General features: G+C 68.0%; 23 protein-coding genes and 1 pseudogene. All 24 read left to right on the top strand.

The window, feature by feature from the left end; all coding sequences use genetic code 11:
* The first annotated feature begins 7 nt into the window (after positions 1 to 7).
* The 24 genes and pseudogenes from fusA (at position 8) to secY (ending at position 14,791) form a co-directional block, all read left to right on the top strand.
* A complete protein-coding gene (gene fusA, locus G569_RS0100530) occupies positions 8 to 2,107 on the top strand; it encodes an elongation factor G (protein ID WP_028061960.1) in 2,100 nt (699 codons plus the stop codon).
* A 60-nt stretch (positions 2,108 to 2,167) separates the two neighbouring features.
* Positions 2,168 to 3,355 carry an elongation factor Tu gene (gene tuf, locus G569_RS0100525; RefSeq protein WP_028061959.1) on the top strand — a complete coding sequence of 396 codons (1,188 nt, stop codon included), beginning with the start codon at positions 2,168 to 2,170 and terminating at the stop codon, positions 3,353 to 3,355.
* A gap of 150 nt (positions 3,356 to 3,505) precedes the next feature.
* The gene (gene rpsJ, locus G569_RS44430; RefSeq protein ID WP_037494334.1) at positions 3,506 to 3,826 is read left to right on the top strand and encodes a 30S ribosomal protein S10; all 321 of its coding nucleotides are present in this window, start codon (positions 3,506 to 3,508) and stop codon (positions 3,824 to 3,826) included.
* Entirely contained in the window at positions 3,826 to 4,443 is a 618-nt protein-coding gene (gene rplC, locus G569_RS0100520) for a 50S ribosomal protein L3 (RefSeq protein WP_037494133.1), read from the top strand. Before rpsJ ends, rplC begins: the two co-directional genes overlap by 1 nt.
* Positions 4,436 to 5,062 (top strand): 50S ribosomal protein L4, encoded by a 627-nt coding sequence (gene rplD, locus G569_RS0100515; protein WP_028061957.1) that lies wholly within the window; start codon positions 4,436 to 4,438, stop codon positions 5,060 to 5,062. Before rplC ends, rplD begins: the two co-directional genes overlap by 8 nt.
* Positions 5,062 to 5,358, top strand: a complete 297-nt coding sequence (gene rplW / locus G569_RS0100510; protein ID WP_028061956.1) for a 50S ribosomal protein L23 — start codon at positions 5,062 to 5,064, stop codon at positions 5,356 to 5,358. The genes rplD and rplW overlap by 1 nt, the downstream gene beginning before the upstream one ends.
* Positions 5,359 to 5,361: 3 nt before the next feature.
* On the top strand, positions 5,362 to 6,207 hold the full coding sequence (rplB, locus tag G569_RS0100505) for a 50S ribosomal protein L2 (RefSeq protein ID WP_028061955.1): 846 nt from the start codon (positions 5,362 to 5,364) through the stop codon (positions 6,205 to 6,207).
* Positions 6,207 to 6,479 (top strand): 30S ribosomal protein S19, encoded by a 273-nt coding sequence (gene rpsS / locus G569_RS0100500; RefSeq protein ID WP_028061954.1) that lies wholly within the window; start codon positions 6,207 to 6,209, stop codon positions 6,477 to 6,479. The genes rplB and rpsS overlap by 1 nt, the downstream gene beginning before the upstream one ends.
* Before the next feature lie 377 nt (positions 6,480 to 6,856).
* A pseudogene (gene rplV, locus G569_RS65105) lies at positions 6,857 to 7,195 on the top strand (50S ribosomal protein L22); the annotation flags it as partial.
* A gap of 6 nt (positions 7,196 to 7,201) precedes the next feature.
* Complete coding sequence (rpsC, locus tag G569_RS66265; RefSeq protein WP_028061952.1) at positions 7,202 to 8,209, top strand: 30S ribosomal protein S3; 1,008 nt, start codon at positions 7,202 to 7,204, stop codon at positions 8,207 to 8,209.
* Positions 8,209 to 8,625, top strand: a complete 417-nt coding sequence (rplP, locus tag G569_RS0100485; RefSeq protein ID WP_028061951.1) for a 50S ribosomal protein L16 — start codon at positions 8,209 to 8,211, stop codon at positions 8,623 to 8,625. The genes rpsC and rplP overlap by 1 nt, the downstream gene beginning before the upstream one ends.
* Complete coding sequence (gene rpmC / locus G569_RS0100480; RefSeq protein ID WP_028061950.1) at positions 8,625 to 8,837, top strand: 50S ribosomal protein L29; 213 nt, start codon at positions 8,625 to 8,627, stop codon at positions 8,835 to 8,837. The genes rplP and rpmC overlap by 1 nt, the downstream gene beginning before the upstream one ends.
* Positions 8,830 to 9,390, top strand: coding sequence for a 30S ribosomal protein S17 (rpsQ, locus tag G569_RS66260; protein ID WP_084283988.1), 561 nt, complete (start codon positions 8,830 to 8,832; stop codon positions 9,388 to 9,390). Before rpmC ends, rpsQ begins: the two co-directional genes overlap by 8 nt.
* Positions 9,387 to 9,755 carry a 50S ribosomal protein L14 gene (gene rplN, locus G569_RS0100470; RefSeq protein WP_028059511.1) on the top strand — a complete coding sequence of 123 codons (369 nt, stop codon included), beginning with the start codon at positions 9,387 to 9,389 and terminating at the stop codon, positions 9,753 to 9,755. Before rpsQ ends, rplN begins: the two co-directional genes overlap by 4 nt.
* Positions 9,756 to 9,757: 2 nt before the next feature.
* Complete coding sequence (gene rplX, locus G569_RS0100465; protein ID WP_028061948.1) at positions 9,758 to 10,078, top strand: 50S ribosomal protein L24; 321 nt, start codon at positions 9,758 to 9,760, stop codon at positions 10,076 to 10,078.
* Positions 10,078 to 10,671, top strand: a complete 594-nt coding sequence (gene rplE, locus G569_RS0100460) for a 50S ribosomal protein L5 (RefSeq protein WP_028061947.1) — start codon at positions 10,078 to 10,080, stop codon at positions 10,669 to 10,671. The genes rplX and rplE overlap by 1 nt, the downstream gene beginning before the upstream one ends.
* Positions 10,672 to 10,696: 25 nt before the next feature.
* Complete coding sequence (locus G569_RS60700) at positions 10,697 to 10,882, top strand: type Z 30S ribosomal protein S14 (RefSeq protein WP_084283986.1); 186 nt, start codon at positions 10,697 to 10,699, stop codon at positions 10,880 to 10,882.
* Positions 10,883 to 10,888: 6 nt separating this feature from the next.
* Positions 10,889 to 11,296: a 30S ribosomal protein S8 gene (gene rpsH / locus G569_RS0100450; protein WP_028061945.1), complete on the top strand. Its 408-nt coding sequence runs from the start codon at positions 10,889 to 10,891 to the stop codon at positions 11,294 to 11,296.
* A 5-nt stretch (positions 11,297 to 11,301) separates the two neighbouring features.
* Positions 11,302 to 11,835 carry a 50S ribosomal protein L6 gene (rplF, locus tag G569_RS0100445; protein WP_028061944.1) on the top strand — a complete coding sequence of 178 codons (534 nt, stop codon included), beginning with the start codon at positions 11,302 to 11,304 and terminating at the stop codon, positions 11,833 to 11,835.
* Positions 11,832 to 12,185 (top strand): 50S ribosomal protein L18, encoded by a 354-nt coding sequence (gene rplR, locus G569_RS0100440; protein WP_028061943.1) that lies wholly within the window; start codon positions 11,832 to 11,834, stop codon positions 12,183 to 12,185. The genes rplF and rplR overlap by 4 nt, the downstream gene beginning before the upstream one ends.
* Before the next feature lie 34 nt (positions 12,186 to 12,219).
* Positions 12,220 to 12,813 (top strand): 30S ribosomal protein S5, encoded by a 594-nt coding sequence (gene rpsE / locus G569_RS44415; RefSeq protein WP_037494130.1) that lies wholly within the window; start codon positions 12,220 to 12,222, stop codon positions 12,811 to 12,813.
* Positions 12,810 to 12,992 (top strand): 50S ribosomal protein L30, encoded by a 183-nt coding sequence (gene rpmD, locus G569_RS0100430; RefSeq protein ID WP_028061942.1) that lies wholly within the window; start codon positions 12,810 to 12,812, stop codon positions 12,990 to 12,992. Before rpsE ends, rpmD begins: the two co-directional genes overlap by 4 nt.
* The gene (gene rplO / locus G569_RS0100425; RefSeq protein ID WP_053225639.1) at positions 12,989 to 13,507 is read left to right on the top strand and encodes a 50S ribosomal protein L15; all 519 of its coding nucleotides are present in this window, start codon (positions 12,989 to 12,991) and stop codon (positions 13,505 to 13,507) included. Before rpmD ends, rplO begins: the two co-directional genes overlap by 4 nt.
* Before the next feature lie 15 nt (positions 13,508 to 13,522).
* The gene (gene secY / locus G569_RS0100420; protein ID WP_028061940.1) at positions 13,523 to 14,791 is read left to right on the top strand and encodes a preprotein translocase subunit SecY; all 1,269 of its coding nucleotides are present in this window, start codon (positions 13,523 to 13,525) and stop codon (positions 14,789 to 14,791) included.

The raw sequence follows: 14,791 nt of genomic DNA, 5'->3' as shown, positions 1-14,791 counted from the left end.
TATCTCCATGCCGCGCAAGTTCACGCTCGAAAAGACCCGGAACATCGGGATCATGGCCCACATTGATGCGGGCAAGACGACGACGACCGAGCGCATCCTGTACTACACCGGCCGGTCCCACAAGATGGGCGAGGTGCACGAAGGCGCCGCGACCATGGACTGGATGGAGCAGGAGCAGGAGCGCGGGATCACGATCACCTCCGCCGCCACGACGTGCGAGTGGGCTGATCACCGCATCAACATCATCGACACCCCCGGCCACGTGGACTTCACGGTCGAGGTCGAGCGCTCGCTGCGCGTGCTCGATGGTGCTGTCGCCCTCTTCGACTCTGTTGCAGGTGTAGAGCCACAGTCTGAAACGGTCTGGCGCCAGGCGGACAAGTACGCCGTGCCGCGTATCGCCTACATCAACAAGATGGACCGCATCGGCGCCGACTTCGAGCGCGGCGTGCAGACCATGATCGACCGCCTCGGCGCCCACCCGGTGCCGATCCAGCTGCCGATCGGCGCGGAAGGCGACTTCAAGGGCATCATCGACCTCGTCGCCATGAAGGCCGTCGTCTACAACGACGACCTCGGCAAGGACGTGTCGGTCATCGACATCCCGGCGGAGCTGCTCGACGACGCGACGATCGCGCGCGAGCACCTGCTCGAGGAGGTCTCGCACTACGACGACGAGCTCGTGGAGATGATCCTCGAGGAGCAGGAGATCCCGGAGGCGCGGCTGGTCGAGGCCATCCGCAAGGCCACGCTCTCCAGCCAGCTCACGCCGGTGCTGTGCGGCTCGTCGTTCAAGAACAAGGGCGTGCAGCCGCTGCTGGACGCGGTCATCGCGTACCTGCCGTCGCCGCTGGACGTCCCGGCCGTCAAGGGCCTGGAGCCGGTCAAGGGCGAGGACGACCGCGAGGCCGAGCGCCACGCCGACGACTCCGAGCCGTTCGCCGCGCTGGCGTTCAAGATCATGGCCGACCCGTACGTCGGCAAGCTCACGTACTTCCGCGTCTACTCGGGCAAGCTCGAGGCCGGCTCGCGCGTGCTCAACGTGACCACCGGGCGCACCGAGCGCATCGGCCGCATCCTGATGATGCACGCCAACGACCGCGAGGACGTCACCGAGGTCTACTCGGGCGACATCGCGGCCGCGGTCGGCATCAAGCAGGTCGTCACCGGCGACACGCTGGCGGCGCCTGACAAGCCGATCAAGCTCGAGGCGATCGAGTTCGACGACCCGGTGATCTCCGTGGCGATCGAGCCCAAGACGAAGTCCGACCAGGAGAAGATGTCCGTCGCTCTCGGCCGCCTGGCCGAGGAGGACCCGACGTTCCAGGTCCGGACCAACGAGGAGACCGGGCAGACCGAGATCTCGGGCATGGGCGAGCTGCACCTCGAGGTGCTGGTCGACCGCATGATGCGCGAGTACAAGGTCGAGGCCAACGTCGGCCGCCCGCAGGTCTCCTACCGTGAGACGGTCAAGGGCACGGCACAGAAGATCGAGGGTCGCCACGTCCGTCAGACGGGTGGCTCGGGCCAGTACGGCATCGTCTACATCGACATCGAGCCGGCGCCGGGCGAAGGCTTCGACTTCGTCAACAAGATCAAGGGTGGCTCGATCCCGACCGAGTTCATCCCGGCCATCGAGAAGGGCGTCGAAGAGGCCCTGGAGAACGGCGTGCGCGCCGGTTACCCGATGGTCGACGTGCGGGTCACGCTCGTGGACGGCAAGTTCCACGACACGGACTCGTCGGAGATCGCCTTCAAGATCGCCGGTTCGCTGGCGTTCAAGGAGGCGGCGAAGCGGGCCAAGCCGGTTCTGCTCGAGCCGATCTTCTCCGTGGAGGTCGTCACGCCCGAGGAGTACATGGGTGACGTGATCGGCGACCTCAACCGCCGGCGCGGTCGGGTCAACGGCATGGAGCCGCGCGGTAACGCCCAGGTGGTGTCGGCGCACGTCCCGCTGAGCGAGATGTTCGGCTACGCAACCGACGTGCGCACGATGTCTCAGGGCCGTGCGACGTACACCATGCAGTTCGATAAGTACGAGGAGGTGCCGCCCAACATCGCCGAGAAGGTGGTCGAGGGCCGCACCGGAGTGCCGGTTCCCGCGTAGACGCGGTAGTCTGCACGGGTTCGCCTCAGGACAGATTTCGAGATTAGGAGCGAATAGAAAGTGGCGAAGGAGAAGTTCACGCGGGATAAGCCGCACGTCAACGTCGGCACCATCGGTCACATCGACCATGGCAAGACGACGCTGACCGCGGCCATCACCAAGGTCCTGTCGGAGAAGTACGGCGGTCAGGCCCGGTCCTTCGAGGAGATCGACAACGCTCCTGAGGAGAAGGCCCGCGGCATCACCATCGCCACGTCCCACGTCGAGTACGAGACGGAGGCGCGTCACTACGCCCACGTCGACTGCCCCGGCCACGCGGACTACGTGAAGAACATGATCACGGGCGCCGCGCAGATGGACGGCGCGATCCTCGTGGTCTCGGCGGCCGACGGCCCGATGCCGCAGACGCGCGAGCACATCCTGCTCGCCCGTCAGGTGGGCGTGCCGTACATCGTCGTGTTCCTCAACAAGGCCGACATGGTCGACGACGAGGAGCTCCTGGAGCTCGTCGAGGTCGAGGTCCGTGACCTGCTCAACGAGTACGACTTCCCGGGCGACGACGTTCCGTTCGTCATCGGCTCGGCGCTGAAGGCGCTCGAGGGCGATCAGGAGTACGTCGACAAGATCATCGAGCTGGGCAACCAGCTGGACACGTACATCCCGGAGCCCGAGCGCGACCTGGACAAGCCGTTCCTGATGCCGGTCGAGGATGTCTTCTCGATCACGGGTCGCGGCACGGTGGCCACGGGCCGCATCGAGCAGGGCATCGTCAACACGGGCGACACGGTCCAGATCGTCGGCATCCACAAGGAAGTCGGCTCGACCGTCGTCACCGGCGTCGAGATGTTCCGCAAGATCCTCGACGAGGGGCGCGCCGGCGACAACGTCGGCTGCCTCCTGCGCGGCATCAAGCGCGAGGAGATCGAGCGCGGGCAGGTTCTCTGCAAGCCGAACTCGATCACCCCGCACACCAAGTTCAAGGCTGAGGTCTACGTCCTCAAGAAGGAGGAGGGTGGCCGCCACACTCCGTTCTTCAACGGGTACCGGCCGCAGTTCTACTTCCGCACGACGGATGTGACCGGCGTCGCCAACCTGCCCGCGGGCACGGAGATGGTCATGCCGGGCGACAACATCCAGATGGAGGTCGAGCTGATCCAGCCGATCGCCATGGACGCCGGCCTGCGTTTCGCCATCCGCGAGGGTGGCCGCACCGTGGGCTCCGGCGTCGTCACGGAGATCATTCAGTAAGCAGGTAGTTCCCCGCGGCGGGCGCACAACGCCCGCCGCGAATCGCAAGATACGACCTTTAGAGGGCGGGCCCCGGTGCCCGGGGGCCGCCCTCATTGCGCGCAAGTAGCCAGCACAGATTTCACTCCAAGTACCGGACAGAACGTGGCCATAGCCCAGAACAAGATCCGCATCCGTCTCAAGGCGTACGACTCGTCGGCCATCGAGACCGCGGCCAAGGAGATCGTCGAGACCGCGACGCGGACTGGCGCCACTGTCTCCGGCCCGGTGCCGCTGCCGACCGAGAAGAACGTGTATGCCGTGGTGAAGTCCCCCTTCAAGGACAAGGACTCCCAGGAGCACTTCGAGATCCGGACGCACAAGCGCCTGATCGACATCCATCAGCCCACCCCGAAGACGGTCGACTCGCTTCAGCGTCTCGACCATCTCCCGGCCGGTGTGGACATCGAGATCCGACTCGCCTTCAACTGATGCCCGCCATCCTCGCCAAGAAGCTGGGAATGACCCAGCGCTTCCTCGACGACGGTCGTGTCGAGCGCGTGACGGTGCTCGAGGCCGGCCCTTGCCCGGTCACGGCCATCCGCACGCACGAGGCCGACGGCTATGAAGCTGTACAGCTCGGATTCGGTGCCGTGCGCGAGAAAGCCCTGAACAAGCCGTTGCTCGGCCACCTCAAGAAGGCTGACGCGCCCCCGGTCAAGACGCTCGTGGAGTTCCGCGACGAGGCCGGCGAGCTCGTGGTCGGCGACACCGTCACCGTGGAGGCCTTCAAGGTCGGCCAGACGGTCAAGATCGCCGGCAAGGGCAAGGGCAAGGGCTTCCAGGGGACGATCAAGCGCCATAACTTCGCCGCCGGTCCCAAGGCCCACGGCTCGCACAACGTGCGCGCCCCGGGTTCGATCGGCGCGTCCGCGACGCCGTCGCGCGTGTTCAAGGGCATCAAGGGCCCGGGCCGCATGGGCGGCAAGCGCGTGACGCAGAAGGGCTTGACGATCGTCGAGCTCATGCCCGAGCAGAACCTGATGATGGTCCGCGGCTCCGTCCCCGGTTCCAAGGGAGACACCGTGGAGGTGCGTACCGATGCCTAAGGCCCCCGCACTGGGTGGCGGCGCCGCCGTCGACCTCGACGCCGACGTGTTCGAGCAGCCGTTCAACGGTCCGCTGGTGCACGAGGTCGTCGTGGCCGAGTTGGCCGCGCGCCGGCAGGGGACGCACTCCACCAAGACCCGTGGCATGGTCTCGGGTGGTGGCGCGAAGCCGTGGCGCCAGAAGGGCACGGGCCGCGCCCGCGCCGGCACCAGCCGTTCGCCGATCTGGACGGGCGGCGGCACGGTCTTCGGTCCGAGCCCGCGTCACTACATCCTCAAGGTCAACCGCAAGGCCCGCCGTGCCGCGCTGCGCTCCGCGCTGTCCGTGCACGCGGAGCGCGGGACGATCCATGTGGTCGACGCTCCCGGGTTCGGCGATACGCCGAGCACGTCCAAGGCCGCCGACCTGCTGAACGCCCACCGTGGCGGCTCGGTCCTGGTTGCGCTGCACGACGACGAGCTGACCGCGGCCAAGTCCTTCCGCAACCTCTCGCGCGTGATCGTCCTGCACGTCGACGACATCGGCGTGGCCGATCTCGTGCGGGCGGCGACGCTCGTGCTCTCCCAGAGCGCGCTCGACAACCTGACGGCGCGGGCCCGCAAGGAGGCGAAGGTCTGATGGACCACAGCCAGGTGATCATCCGCCCGGTCGTCTCCGAGAAGAGCTACGTCCTGGCGACCGCGGACAAGTACACGTTCCGCGTGCACGACAAGGCGCACAAGACGCAGATCAAGCAGGCCGTCGAGGCGCTGTTCGACGTTCACGTCGTCGAGGTGCGCACCTCCAAGGTCCCCTCCAAGCCCAAGCGCCGCGGCGTCACCGCCGGCCGCACCCGGGCGTGGAAGAAGGCCGTGGTCCAGGTGCGTCCCGGCGAGACCATCCCGATCTTCCAGGGCCTCGAGGCCGACCTCTAAGCCATGCCGATTCGTAAGCCCAAGCCCACGTCTCCCGGTCGCCGGTTCATCACGTTCCCGGACTTCCAGGAGATCACGAAGACCGAGCCGGAGCGGAGCCTCGTCGAGGGTCTGAAGAAGTCCGGTGGTCGCAACGCGCTCGGCCGCAAGACGGCACGGCATCGCGGCGGCGGCGCCAAGCGCCTGTACCGCAAGATCGACTTCAAGCGGACCAAGGACGCGATCCCCGCCAAGGTCGCGGCGATCGAGTACGACCCCAACCGCACCGCGTACATCGCGCTGCTCCACTACGTGGACGGCACGAAGTCCTACATCATCGCCCCGAACCGCCTGCGGGTCGGCATGACGGTGATCTCGGGCGCAGGCGCCGACATCCAGGTCGGCAACGCGATGCCGCTGTCGTCGATGCCGGTCGGCACCCTGGTGCACAACGTCGAGCTCAAGCCGGGCCGCGGCGCCCAGCTCGCCCGCTCCGCGGGTGTCGGCGTGCAGCTGATGGCCAAGGAAGGCACCTACGCGACGCTGCGCCTGCCCTCGGGCGAGATGCGCATGGTCGAGTCGGCGTGCCGGGCGACCGTCGGCGTGGTCGGCAACTCCGACCACCAGAACGTCACCATCGGCAAGGCCGGCCGCAAGCGTCACATGGGCGTGCGCCCGCAGACGCGCGGTACCGCCATGAACCCGGTGGACCACCCGCACGGCGGTGGCGAGGGTGCCACGCCGCTGGGCAACCACCCGCAGACGCCCTGGGGCGTGCCGACGATCGGCTACCGCACCCGTAAGAAGGGCAAGCAGTCCGACCGTTACATCGTCCGCGGCCGTCGCCGCGGCAAGAAGGGTGGCCGCTGATGAGCCGTTCCTCCAAGAAGGGGCCCTGGGTCGAGGATCGTCTCTTCGAGCGCATCGAGAAGATGAACGACGCCAACCAGCGGACGATGATCCGTACCTGGTCGCGCGCGTCGACGATCTTCCCGGAGTTCGTGGGTCACACGATCGCCGTCCACGATGGGCGCAAGCACGTTCCCGTGTTCGTCTCGGAGTCGATGGTCGGGCACAAGCTCGGCGAGTTCGCTCCCACGCGCACGTACCGCGGGCATGACTCGAAGGGCAAGGTGCGATGACCGAGCCTGAAGACAAGAAGGACGAGGTCGAGGAGACGCCGGAGGCGTCGTCCGAGCCCGTCGATCAGGTCGAGCGCGCCGACGAGGCCGCCGCCGTGGCCGCCGAGGCCGCGGAGGAAGCCGCCGAGGCCGCCGAGGAGACCCCGGCCGCCGAGGCCGCTGCCGAGGAGGCCGCGGAGCAGGCGGAGAAGGCCGAGGAGGCTGCCGAGGCCGCCGCTGAGGCGCCCAAGCCCAAGCGCGCCCGCAAGGCCCGCGCGGCCGAGCAGGCCGCCGAGCAGGCCGAGGAAGCCGCCGAGGAGGCCAAGGACTCCGCGAAGCGCTCGCGCGCGGCGCGCCGCGGCCGCAAGGCGGAGGAGCCCAAGGCCGTCCCGGTCGGGCTCAAGGTCTCCGCGCAGGCCAAGTACGTGCGCACGTCCGCCCGCAAGGCGCGGCTCGTCTGCGATCACATCCGCGGCAAGGACGTCAACGAGGCGCGCGCGATCCTCGCGTTCACGCCCCGTGGCGCGGCGAAGGCCTGGAGCAAGCTGCTCGAGTCGGCCGTCGCCAACGCCGAGCACAACCACGAACTGGTCGGTGAGGATCTGCGGATCTTCAACGTCCACGCTGACGAGGGGCCGACGCTGAAGCGCTACCGGCCTCGCGCCATGGGTCGCGCGACGCGGATTCGCAAGCGCACCTCGCATCTGTCCATCACGCTCACCCCGAAGGAGTCCTAGCCCGCCATGGGTCAGAAGGTTCATCCCGAGGCGATGCGCGTGGGCTACATCCACGATTGGAAGTCCAACTGGTTCTCTGAGCGCCAGTTCTCGGACTTTCTGATCGAGGACGTCCGGATTCGCGATCACATCACGAACAAGCTCGCGCACGCCGGCCTCTCCGACATCACGATCCGCAAGGACGCTGCCGAGGTGGAGGTCAACATCCACACGGCCCGTCCGGGCATCGTGATCGGCAAGTCGGGGTCCGAGGTGGACGCGCTGCGGCGCGACCTGCACCGGATGACCGGCAAGGCCATCAAGGTCAACATCCTGGAGATCAAGCGGCCCGAGCTCGACGCCAAGCTCGTCGCGCAGTCGATCGCCGAGCAGTTGCAGAACCGCGTCGCCTTCCGGCGCGCGATGAAGCGCGCCCTCACGAGCGCGATGCGCTCGGGCGCCAAGGGCTGCAAGATCCAGGTCGGCGGCCGCCTCGGCGGCGCCGAGATGGCCCGCTCGGAGTCCTACTCCGACGGCCGCGTGCCGCTGCACACGCTGCGTGCCGACATCGACTACGGCTTCTACGAGGCCCGTACGACGTTCGGTCGCATCGGCGTCAAGTGCTGGATCAACAAGGGCGAGATCATGCCGGCCGGCTACGCCGGTCAGGACCTGACGTCGCTCGACGAGCCGGCGACCGGTGGCCAGGACCGTGACGACGACCGCCGTGGCGGTCGCGGCCGTGACGGCCGCGGGCGCGGCGACGGGCGCGGCGGCGGAGGCCGTGGGCGCGGTGGCCAGGGTGGCGGCGGCGGCGGTGGCCGCGGCGGCGGACCCGGTGGCCGTGGCGGCGGCGGTGGCGGCTTCGGCGGCGGCGGCGGTGGCCGTGGCGGCGGAGGCGGCGGTCGCGGTGGCGGCGGCGGCTTCGGCGGCGGCGGCGGTGGCCGTGGCGGCGGAGGCGGTGGCGGCGGTCGCGGCGGCCAGGGTGGCCGTGGCGGTGGGCGTCCGGACCTTTCCGGAGGGATCTCCCGCTAATGCTCTCCCCTAAGCGCGTCAAGTTCCGCAAGGTGCATCGCGGGCGTCGGCATGGCCTCTCGCGGGGTCAGCAGACGGTCGCCTTCGGCGATTACGGCCTGAAGGCCCTCGAGGCCGGTTGGCTCACCAACCGCCAGATCGAGGCCGCTCGTATCGCGATGACCCGCAAGATCAAGCGTGGCGGCAAGGTGTGGATCAACGTCTTCCCGGACAAGGCCTTCACCAAGAAGCCGGCCGAGACCCGCATGGGTTCCGGTAAGGGCAACCCGGAGGGCTGGGTCGCCGTCGTCAAGCCGGGCCGCGTGATGTTCGAGCTCTCCGGCGTGCCGGAGGACCTCGCCCGCGAGGCCATGCGGCTGGCGGGTCATAAGCTGCCTGTGAAGACCAAGTTCGTGTTGCGCGAGGACGGTCAGTGATGAAGTCGACCGAACTCCGTGACCTCAACGACAACGGGCTGCGCGAGCACATCGCGACCCAGCGCCGTGAGCTGTTCGGCCTGCGTCTCCAGCACGCCACCGGCGAGCTCGAGAACACGGCCGGGCTGCGGGGCGCCAAGCGCGACCTCGCCCGCGCCCTGACCGTCGCGCGCCAGCGCGGCATCGACCCGACTGCGAAGAACGATGGCTGAATCCGAAGAGACCACAACTGAGACCACGGAGGAGGTGACCTCCACGGAGGCGACCGCCGACGCGGCGCCGGCCTCCGAGGAGCCCACCGCCACCCGCAAGGAACGCAACGCCGCCGCGCGCGCGGCCAAGGCCAAGACGGCCTCGGGCCCGCGCACGCTGGAGGACCGCCTGGCCGAGCGTGCCGCTCACAAGGAGCGCAACGCCAAGCAGCGCCGTGCGTACCGCGCCAAGCAGAAGGTCAAGCGTGCCGAGGCTCGTGCGGCGGCTCCCGTCGCCGAGGAGCAGCACGCCCCCGAGCATGGCCCCGGCCGCCCGAAGGTGCGCCAGGGCATCGTCGTCTCCGCCAAGGCGGACAAGACGATCGTCGTGCGCGTGGACATCGCGCGCCGGCACAAGCGCTACCACAAGATCCTCCGCAGCTCCGTGACCCTGCACGCCCACGACGAGTCCAACAACGCCCAGGCGGGCGACACGGTTCGCGTCCAGGAGTGCCGGCCGATGTCGCGCACCAAGCGCTGGCGGCTGCTGGATGTGCTGGAGCGTGCTCGATGATCCAGAACGAGACCCGGCTGCGCGTGGCCGACAACACCGGCGCGCGCGAGATCCTGACGATTCGCGTGATGGGCGGCTCACGCCGCCGCTACGCGAGCGTCGGGGACATCATCGTGGCCACGGTCAAGCAGGCCAACCCGAACGGGACGGTCAAGAAGGGCGATGTCGTCAAGGCCGTCGTCGTGCGCACGAAGAAGGAGTTCGGGCGCGAGGACGGCACGTACATCGCCTTCGACGAGAACGCGGCCGTGATCATCGACGCCCAGAACAACCCGCGCGGCACGCGCATCTTCGGCCCGGTGGCGCGCGAGCTGCGCGACGGCGGCTTCATGAAGATCGTCTCGCTCGCCCCGGAGGTGCTCTAGGCATGGCGAAGATCCGCACTGACGACAACGTGATCGTCATCTCGGGCAAGGACAAGGGCAAGACCGGCAAGGTCATCCGCGTCGAGCCGGCCAAGGGCCGCGTCTTCGTCGAGGGCCTGAACATGATCAAGCGCCACCAGCGCCCGGTGCCCGGCCGCCCCAACCTGCAGGTCGGGGTGATCGAGAAGGAGGGCCCGATCCACGTGTCCAACGTGGCGATCGTGGACCCGAAGGAACACAAGCCCACCCGCGTGGGCCACAAGACCAACGAGCAGGGCCAGCGCGTTCGCGTCGCCCGCCGCTCCGGAGCTGAGCTCGACTGATGGCACGCCTCAAGGACCGATACAACGACGAGATCCGCGACGCCCTGGTGGCGAAGTTCGGGTATTCGACGCCGATGCAGGCCCCGCGTCTGCTGAAGGTCACGCTCAACATGGGCGTGGGCGAGGCCAAGCAGGACTCGAAGATGCTCGAGGCGGCCTTGGGGCAGCTGGCGGATATCGCCGGCCAGAAGCCGAACATCCGCCGCGCCCGCAAGTCGGTCGCCGCGTTCAAGCTGCGCGAGGGCATGCCCGTCGGCCTGACGGTCACCCTGCGCGACCAGCGCGCGTACGAGTTCATCGACCGTCTGACGTCCGTGGCGCTCCCGCGCCTGCGTGACTTCCGCGGTCTGAACCCGAAGTCCTTCGATGGCCGTGGCAACTACAACATGGGCATCAAGGAGCAGGTCATCTTCCCGGAGATCGACTACGACACGGTCGATCAGGTCCGTGGCCTGGATGTCGCCTTCACGACGTCGGCGCGTTCCGACCGTGAGGCGTTCGCCCTCCTCGACGCGCTCGGCATGCCGTTCGCGCGCGATGGGCGCCCGAAGGAATACGAAAGCATCGCCGGCCGCGAGCCCGTGGCCGCCTGATTACGACCAAGAGAGAACTTCTCGAATGGCTAAGACCTCAAAGATCGTTGCGGCCAACCGCACGCCGAAGTACAAGACGCGGCAGCAGTCGCGTTGCCGGCGTTGCGGTCGCCCGCGCGCGGTGTACCGCAAGTTCGGGCTGTGCCGCCTGTGCCTGCGCCAGCTGGCGCACAACGGCTTCATCCCCGGCATGACGAAGTCGAGCTGGTAGTCGCTCATGTCGATGACCGACCCCATCGCCGACTTCCTGACCCGGATCAGGAACGGCATCATGGCCGCGCACGAGACGGTGGAGATCCCCTCCAGCGGACTCAAGAAGGAAATGGCCCGGATCCTCACCGAGCAGGGCTACATCGAGGGCTTCGACGAGGCGCCGGGCGTCCCCGGCTCCGCGGCGGACAAGATCCTGATCCGGCTCAAGTACACTGAGAACCGGACTTCGGTGATCTCCGGCCTGCGCCGGGTGTCCCGCCCGGGCCAGCGACGTTACGTGGATTCCAAGAGCATCCCGAAGGTCCTCGGCGGTATGGGCACCACCATCCTGTCCACCTCGCACGGCGTCATGACCGGCCACGAGGCTCGCGCTGCGGGCGTCGGTGGCGAGGTCGTCGCCGAGGTCTGGTAGTCCGCATGTCCCGTATCGGTAGAAAGCCCATCGACGTCCCCTCGACCGTCACCGTGACGATCGAGCCTGAGGTCGTGCGCGTTTCCGGCCCCCGGGGCAACCTCGAGGAGCGCAAGAACCGGGACATCACGGTCTCCCAGGAGGACGGCGTCCTCACGGTGGCCCGCCCGACCGACCGCGCCGAGCACCGGGCCCTCCACGGGCTCACGCGCTCGCTGATCGCGAACATGGTCGAGGGCGTCACCGTCGGTTTCACCAAGACGCTGGAGATCCAGGGCGTCGGTTACCGCGCGCAGCTCAAGGGCAGGGACCTCGAGCTCGCCCTCGGCTACTCGCACCCGGTGCCGATCAAGGCGCCGGAGGGCATCGAGTTCGAGGTGCCGCAGCCCACGCGCGTCATCGTCAAGGGCAACAACAAGCAAGTCGTCGGCGAGATCGCCGCGATCATCCGCAAGCAGCGGCCGCCGGAGCCCTACAAGGGCAAGGGCATCCGTTACCAGGGCGAGTACGTCGCCCGGAAGGTCGGTAAGCGCGCATGACCGTTGTCTCTCCGCCCACCCGGCGCCTCAAGCGCCGCCGCCGCGTCCGCGCGAAGGTGCACGGCACCGCCGAGCGCCCGCGCATCTCGGTGTTCCGCTCCAACCGTGGCGTGTTCGCCCAGCTCGTCGACGACGACGCGGGCCGCACGGTCGTCTCGGTCCAGTGGACCGAGGCCGACCTGCGCACGCTCAAGCCGATGGAGCAGGCGACCGAGGCGGGCAAGCTGCTCGCGTCGCGCGCCAAGGCCGCCGGCATCGACTCCGCCGTGTTCGATCGCGGCGGCTACCAGTACCACGGCCGTGTCAAGGCCTTGGCCGAGGGCGCCCGCGAGGGCGGCCTTAATTTCTAAGGCGACGCAGCCCCCTTCTACCCTTTAGGACTCCATGGCAGCCCCCGATCGATCAATCTCAGCCTCTGGCTTCGACCTTCAGGAACGCGTCGTCGAGATCAACCGCGTCGCCAAGGTCGTCAAGGGCGGCCGGCGGTTCTCGTTCACCGCTCTGGTCGTCGTCGGCGACGAGAACGGCGTCGTGGGCGTTGGCTACGGCAAGGCCAACGAGGTCCCGCTGGCGATCCAGAAGGGCGTCGAGCGCGCGAAGAAGAACCTGTTCCGGGTTCCGCGCCACGGCTCGACGATCACCCATCAGACCACGGGCATCTTCGGCTCCGGCCGCGTCTTCCTGAAGCCCGCGTCCCCCGGTACCGGCGTCATCGCCGGCGGTGGTGTGCGCGCGGTGCTCGAGCTCGCCGGGATCCACGACATCCTCTCGAAGTCGCTCGGCTCCCAGAACCCGATCAACCTGGTCAAGGCGACGATCGCCGGCCTCCAGGACCTGCGCAAGCCCGAGGAGATCGCGGCGCTCCGCGGCCTCTCCGTGGACAAGGTCCTCGGCCTGAGCGCCAAGCCGGTCGCGGTCGAGACTCCCGCCGAGGAGGCTCCGGCTGAGGCCGAGGCCACCGAGGAGGTCACGGCGTGAGCACGCTCGTCATCACCCAGGTCAAGTCCGCCAACGGCACCAACGGCCGTCAGCGCGACACGCTGCGCTCGCTGGGCCTGCGCGGCATCGGCAAGTCGGTGGAGCGTCCGGACTCCGAGCCGCTTCGCGGCATGGTCCACGCCGTCCGCCATCTCGTTGTGGTCGAGGAGAAGTCATGAGTGAGCAGGACGCCGTCAACGAGGAGCTCGCCGCCGAGGCGGTCGGGCTCCATTCGCTGAAGCCGGCTCCCGGCTCCAAGAAGGACCGCAAGCGCGTCGGTCGCGGTCACGGCTCCGGCCATGGCAAGACGTCCGGGCGTGGCCACAAGGGCTATAACTCGCGCGCCGGTGCCAAGCAGCGCGCCCGCTTCGAGGGCGGCCAGAACCCGCTCCACATGCGGATGCGCAAGCTGCGCGGCCCGAACAAGAAGATGTCCATGCCGTTCGAGATGTTCCGGACGCACACGCAGCACGTGAACCTGGACGATCTCGAGGCGCGTTTCGACGACGGTGCGGCGATCGGGCTCGCTGAGCTCAAGGCCACCGGCCTGGCGAAGACCCGCGACGTGCCGGTCAAGATCCTCGGCCGCGGTGAGCTGACGAAGAAGTTCACCGTGTCCGCGCACAAGTTCTCCTCGTCCGCCCGCGAGGCGATCGAGGGTGCGGGCGGCAGCGTTCAGGTCATCGAGGACTAAAGCGAGAGCAGCGGCATGATCTCCACGATCTTCAGTTCGTTCCGGGTCGCGGAGATCCGCAACAAGATCCTGTTCACGATGGCGGTCCTGGCGCTTTATCGCCTGGGCTCGTTCATCCCCGTCCCGGGTGTCAACACCCAGGCCGTGGACGACATCCAGAACAACTACTCCAGCGGTGTGCTGGGGCTGCTGAACACGTTCACCGGCGGCGGTCTGTCACGGATCGCGCTGTTCGCGCTCGGGATCATGCCGTACATCACGGCGTCGATCATCCTGCAGCTGCTGGTGGTCGTGTCGCCGGCGCTCGAGAAGCTGCAGAAGGAAGGCGAGGTCGGGCAGGCGCGGATCACGCAGTACACGCGCTACCTGACCGTCGGCCTCGCCGCGGCGCAGGCGGTCGGCTACACGTTCCTGTTCCGCTCGCAGGGCTCCGCCGGCGGCACCCCGGTGTTCAACAACTTCAACGCCGGCACGGTGATCCTCGTGGTCCTGTGCCTCACGGCGGGCTCGATCCTCGTCATGTGGATGGGCGAGCTGATCACCCAGCGGGGCATCGGCAACGGCATCTCGCTGATGATCTTCGCGTCGATCGTCGCGCGCCTGCCGCACGGCATCCAGGCCTGGTGGACGAACCCCGACCCGGTCTTCAAGATCATCATGCCGTTCCTGGCGATCGGCGTGGTCGCGGCGGTGGTCTTCATCCAGGAGGGCCAGCGAAGGATCCCGATCCAGTACGCCAAACGCGTGATCGGGCGTCGCATGAGCTCCGGCGGCCAGACCTACCTGCCGCTGCGCGTGAACATGGCCGGCGTGATCCCGGTCATCTTCGCCGCGTCGATCATGGCGTTCCCGCCCACGATCGGCCAGCTCGTCCCGGGCCTGGAGGGTCTCGCGACCTTCTTCAACCCAGGTCGCTGGGCGTACGTGCTCGGCGAGACGATCATGATCATCCTGTTCACGTACTTCTATACGGCGGTCACGTTCAACCCTGTTGATCAGGCCGACAACCTGAAGAAGTACGGCGGCTTCATCCCGGGCGTGAGGCCAGGCCGGCCCACGGCCGAGTTCCTGGACCGCATCCTGGCCCGGTTGACGTTCCCGGGAGCGCTGTACCTCGCTGCGGTCGCGGCGCTTCCGACCATCATCATCGCCTTCACGAACGCGCCGTCGAGCTTCTACTTCGGCGGAACGTCGCTGCTGATCGTCGTGGGTGTGGCCCTCGACACGATGAAGCAGCTCGAGGCCCAGCTGATGATGCGCAACTACGAAGGCTTCCTGAAGTAG

Source organism: Solirubrobacter soli DSM 22325 (genome assembly GCF_000423665.1).
GTDB classification, from domain to species: Bacteria; Actinomycetota; Thermoleophilia; order Solirubrobacterales; family Solirubrobacteraceae; genus Solirubrobacter; species Solirubrobacter soli.
This window is presented reverse-complemented; position numbering and strand designations above follow the sequence as displayed.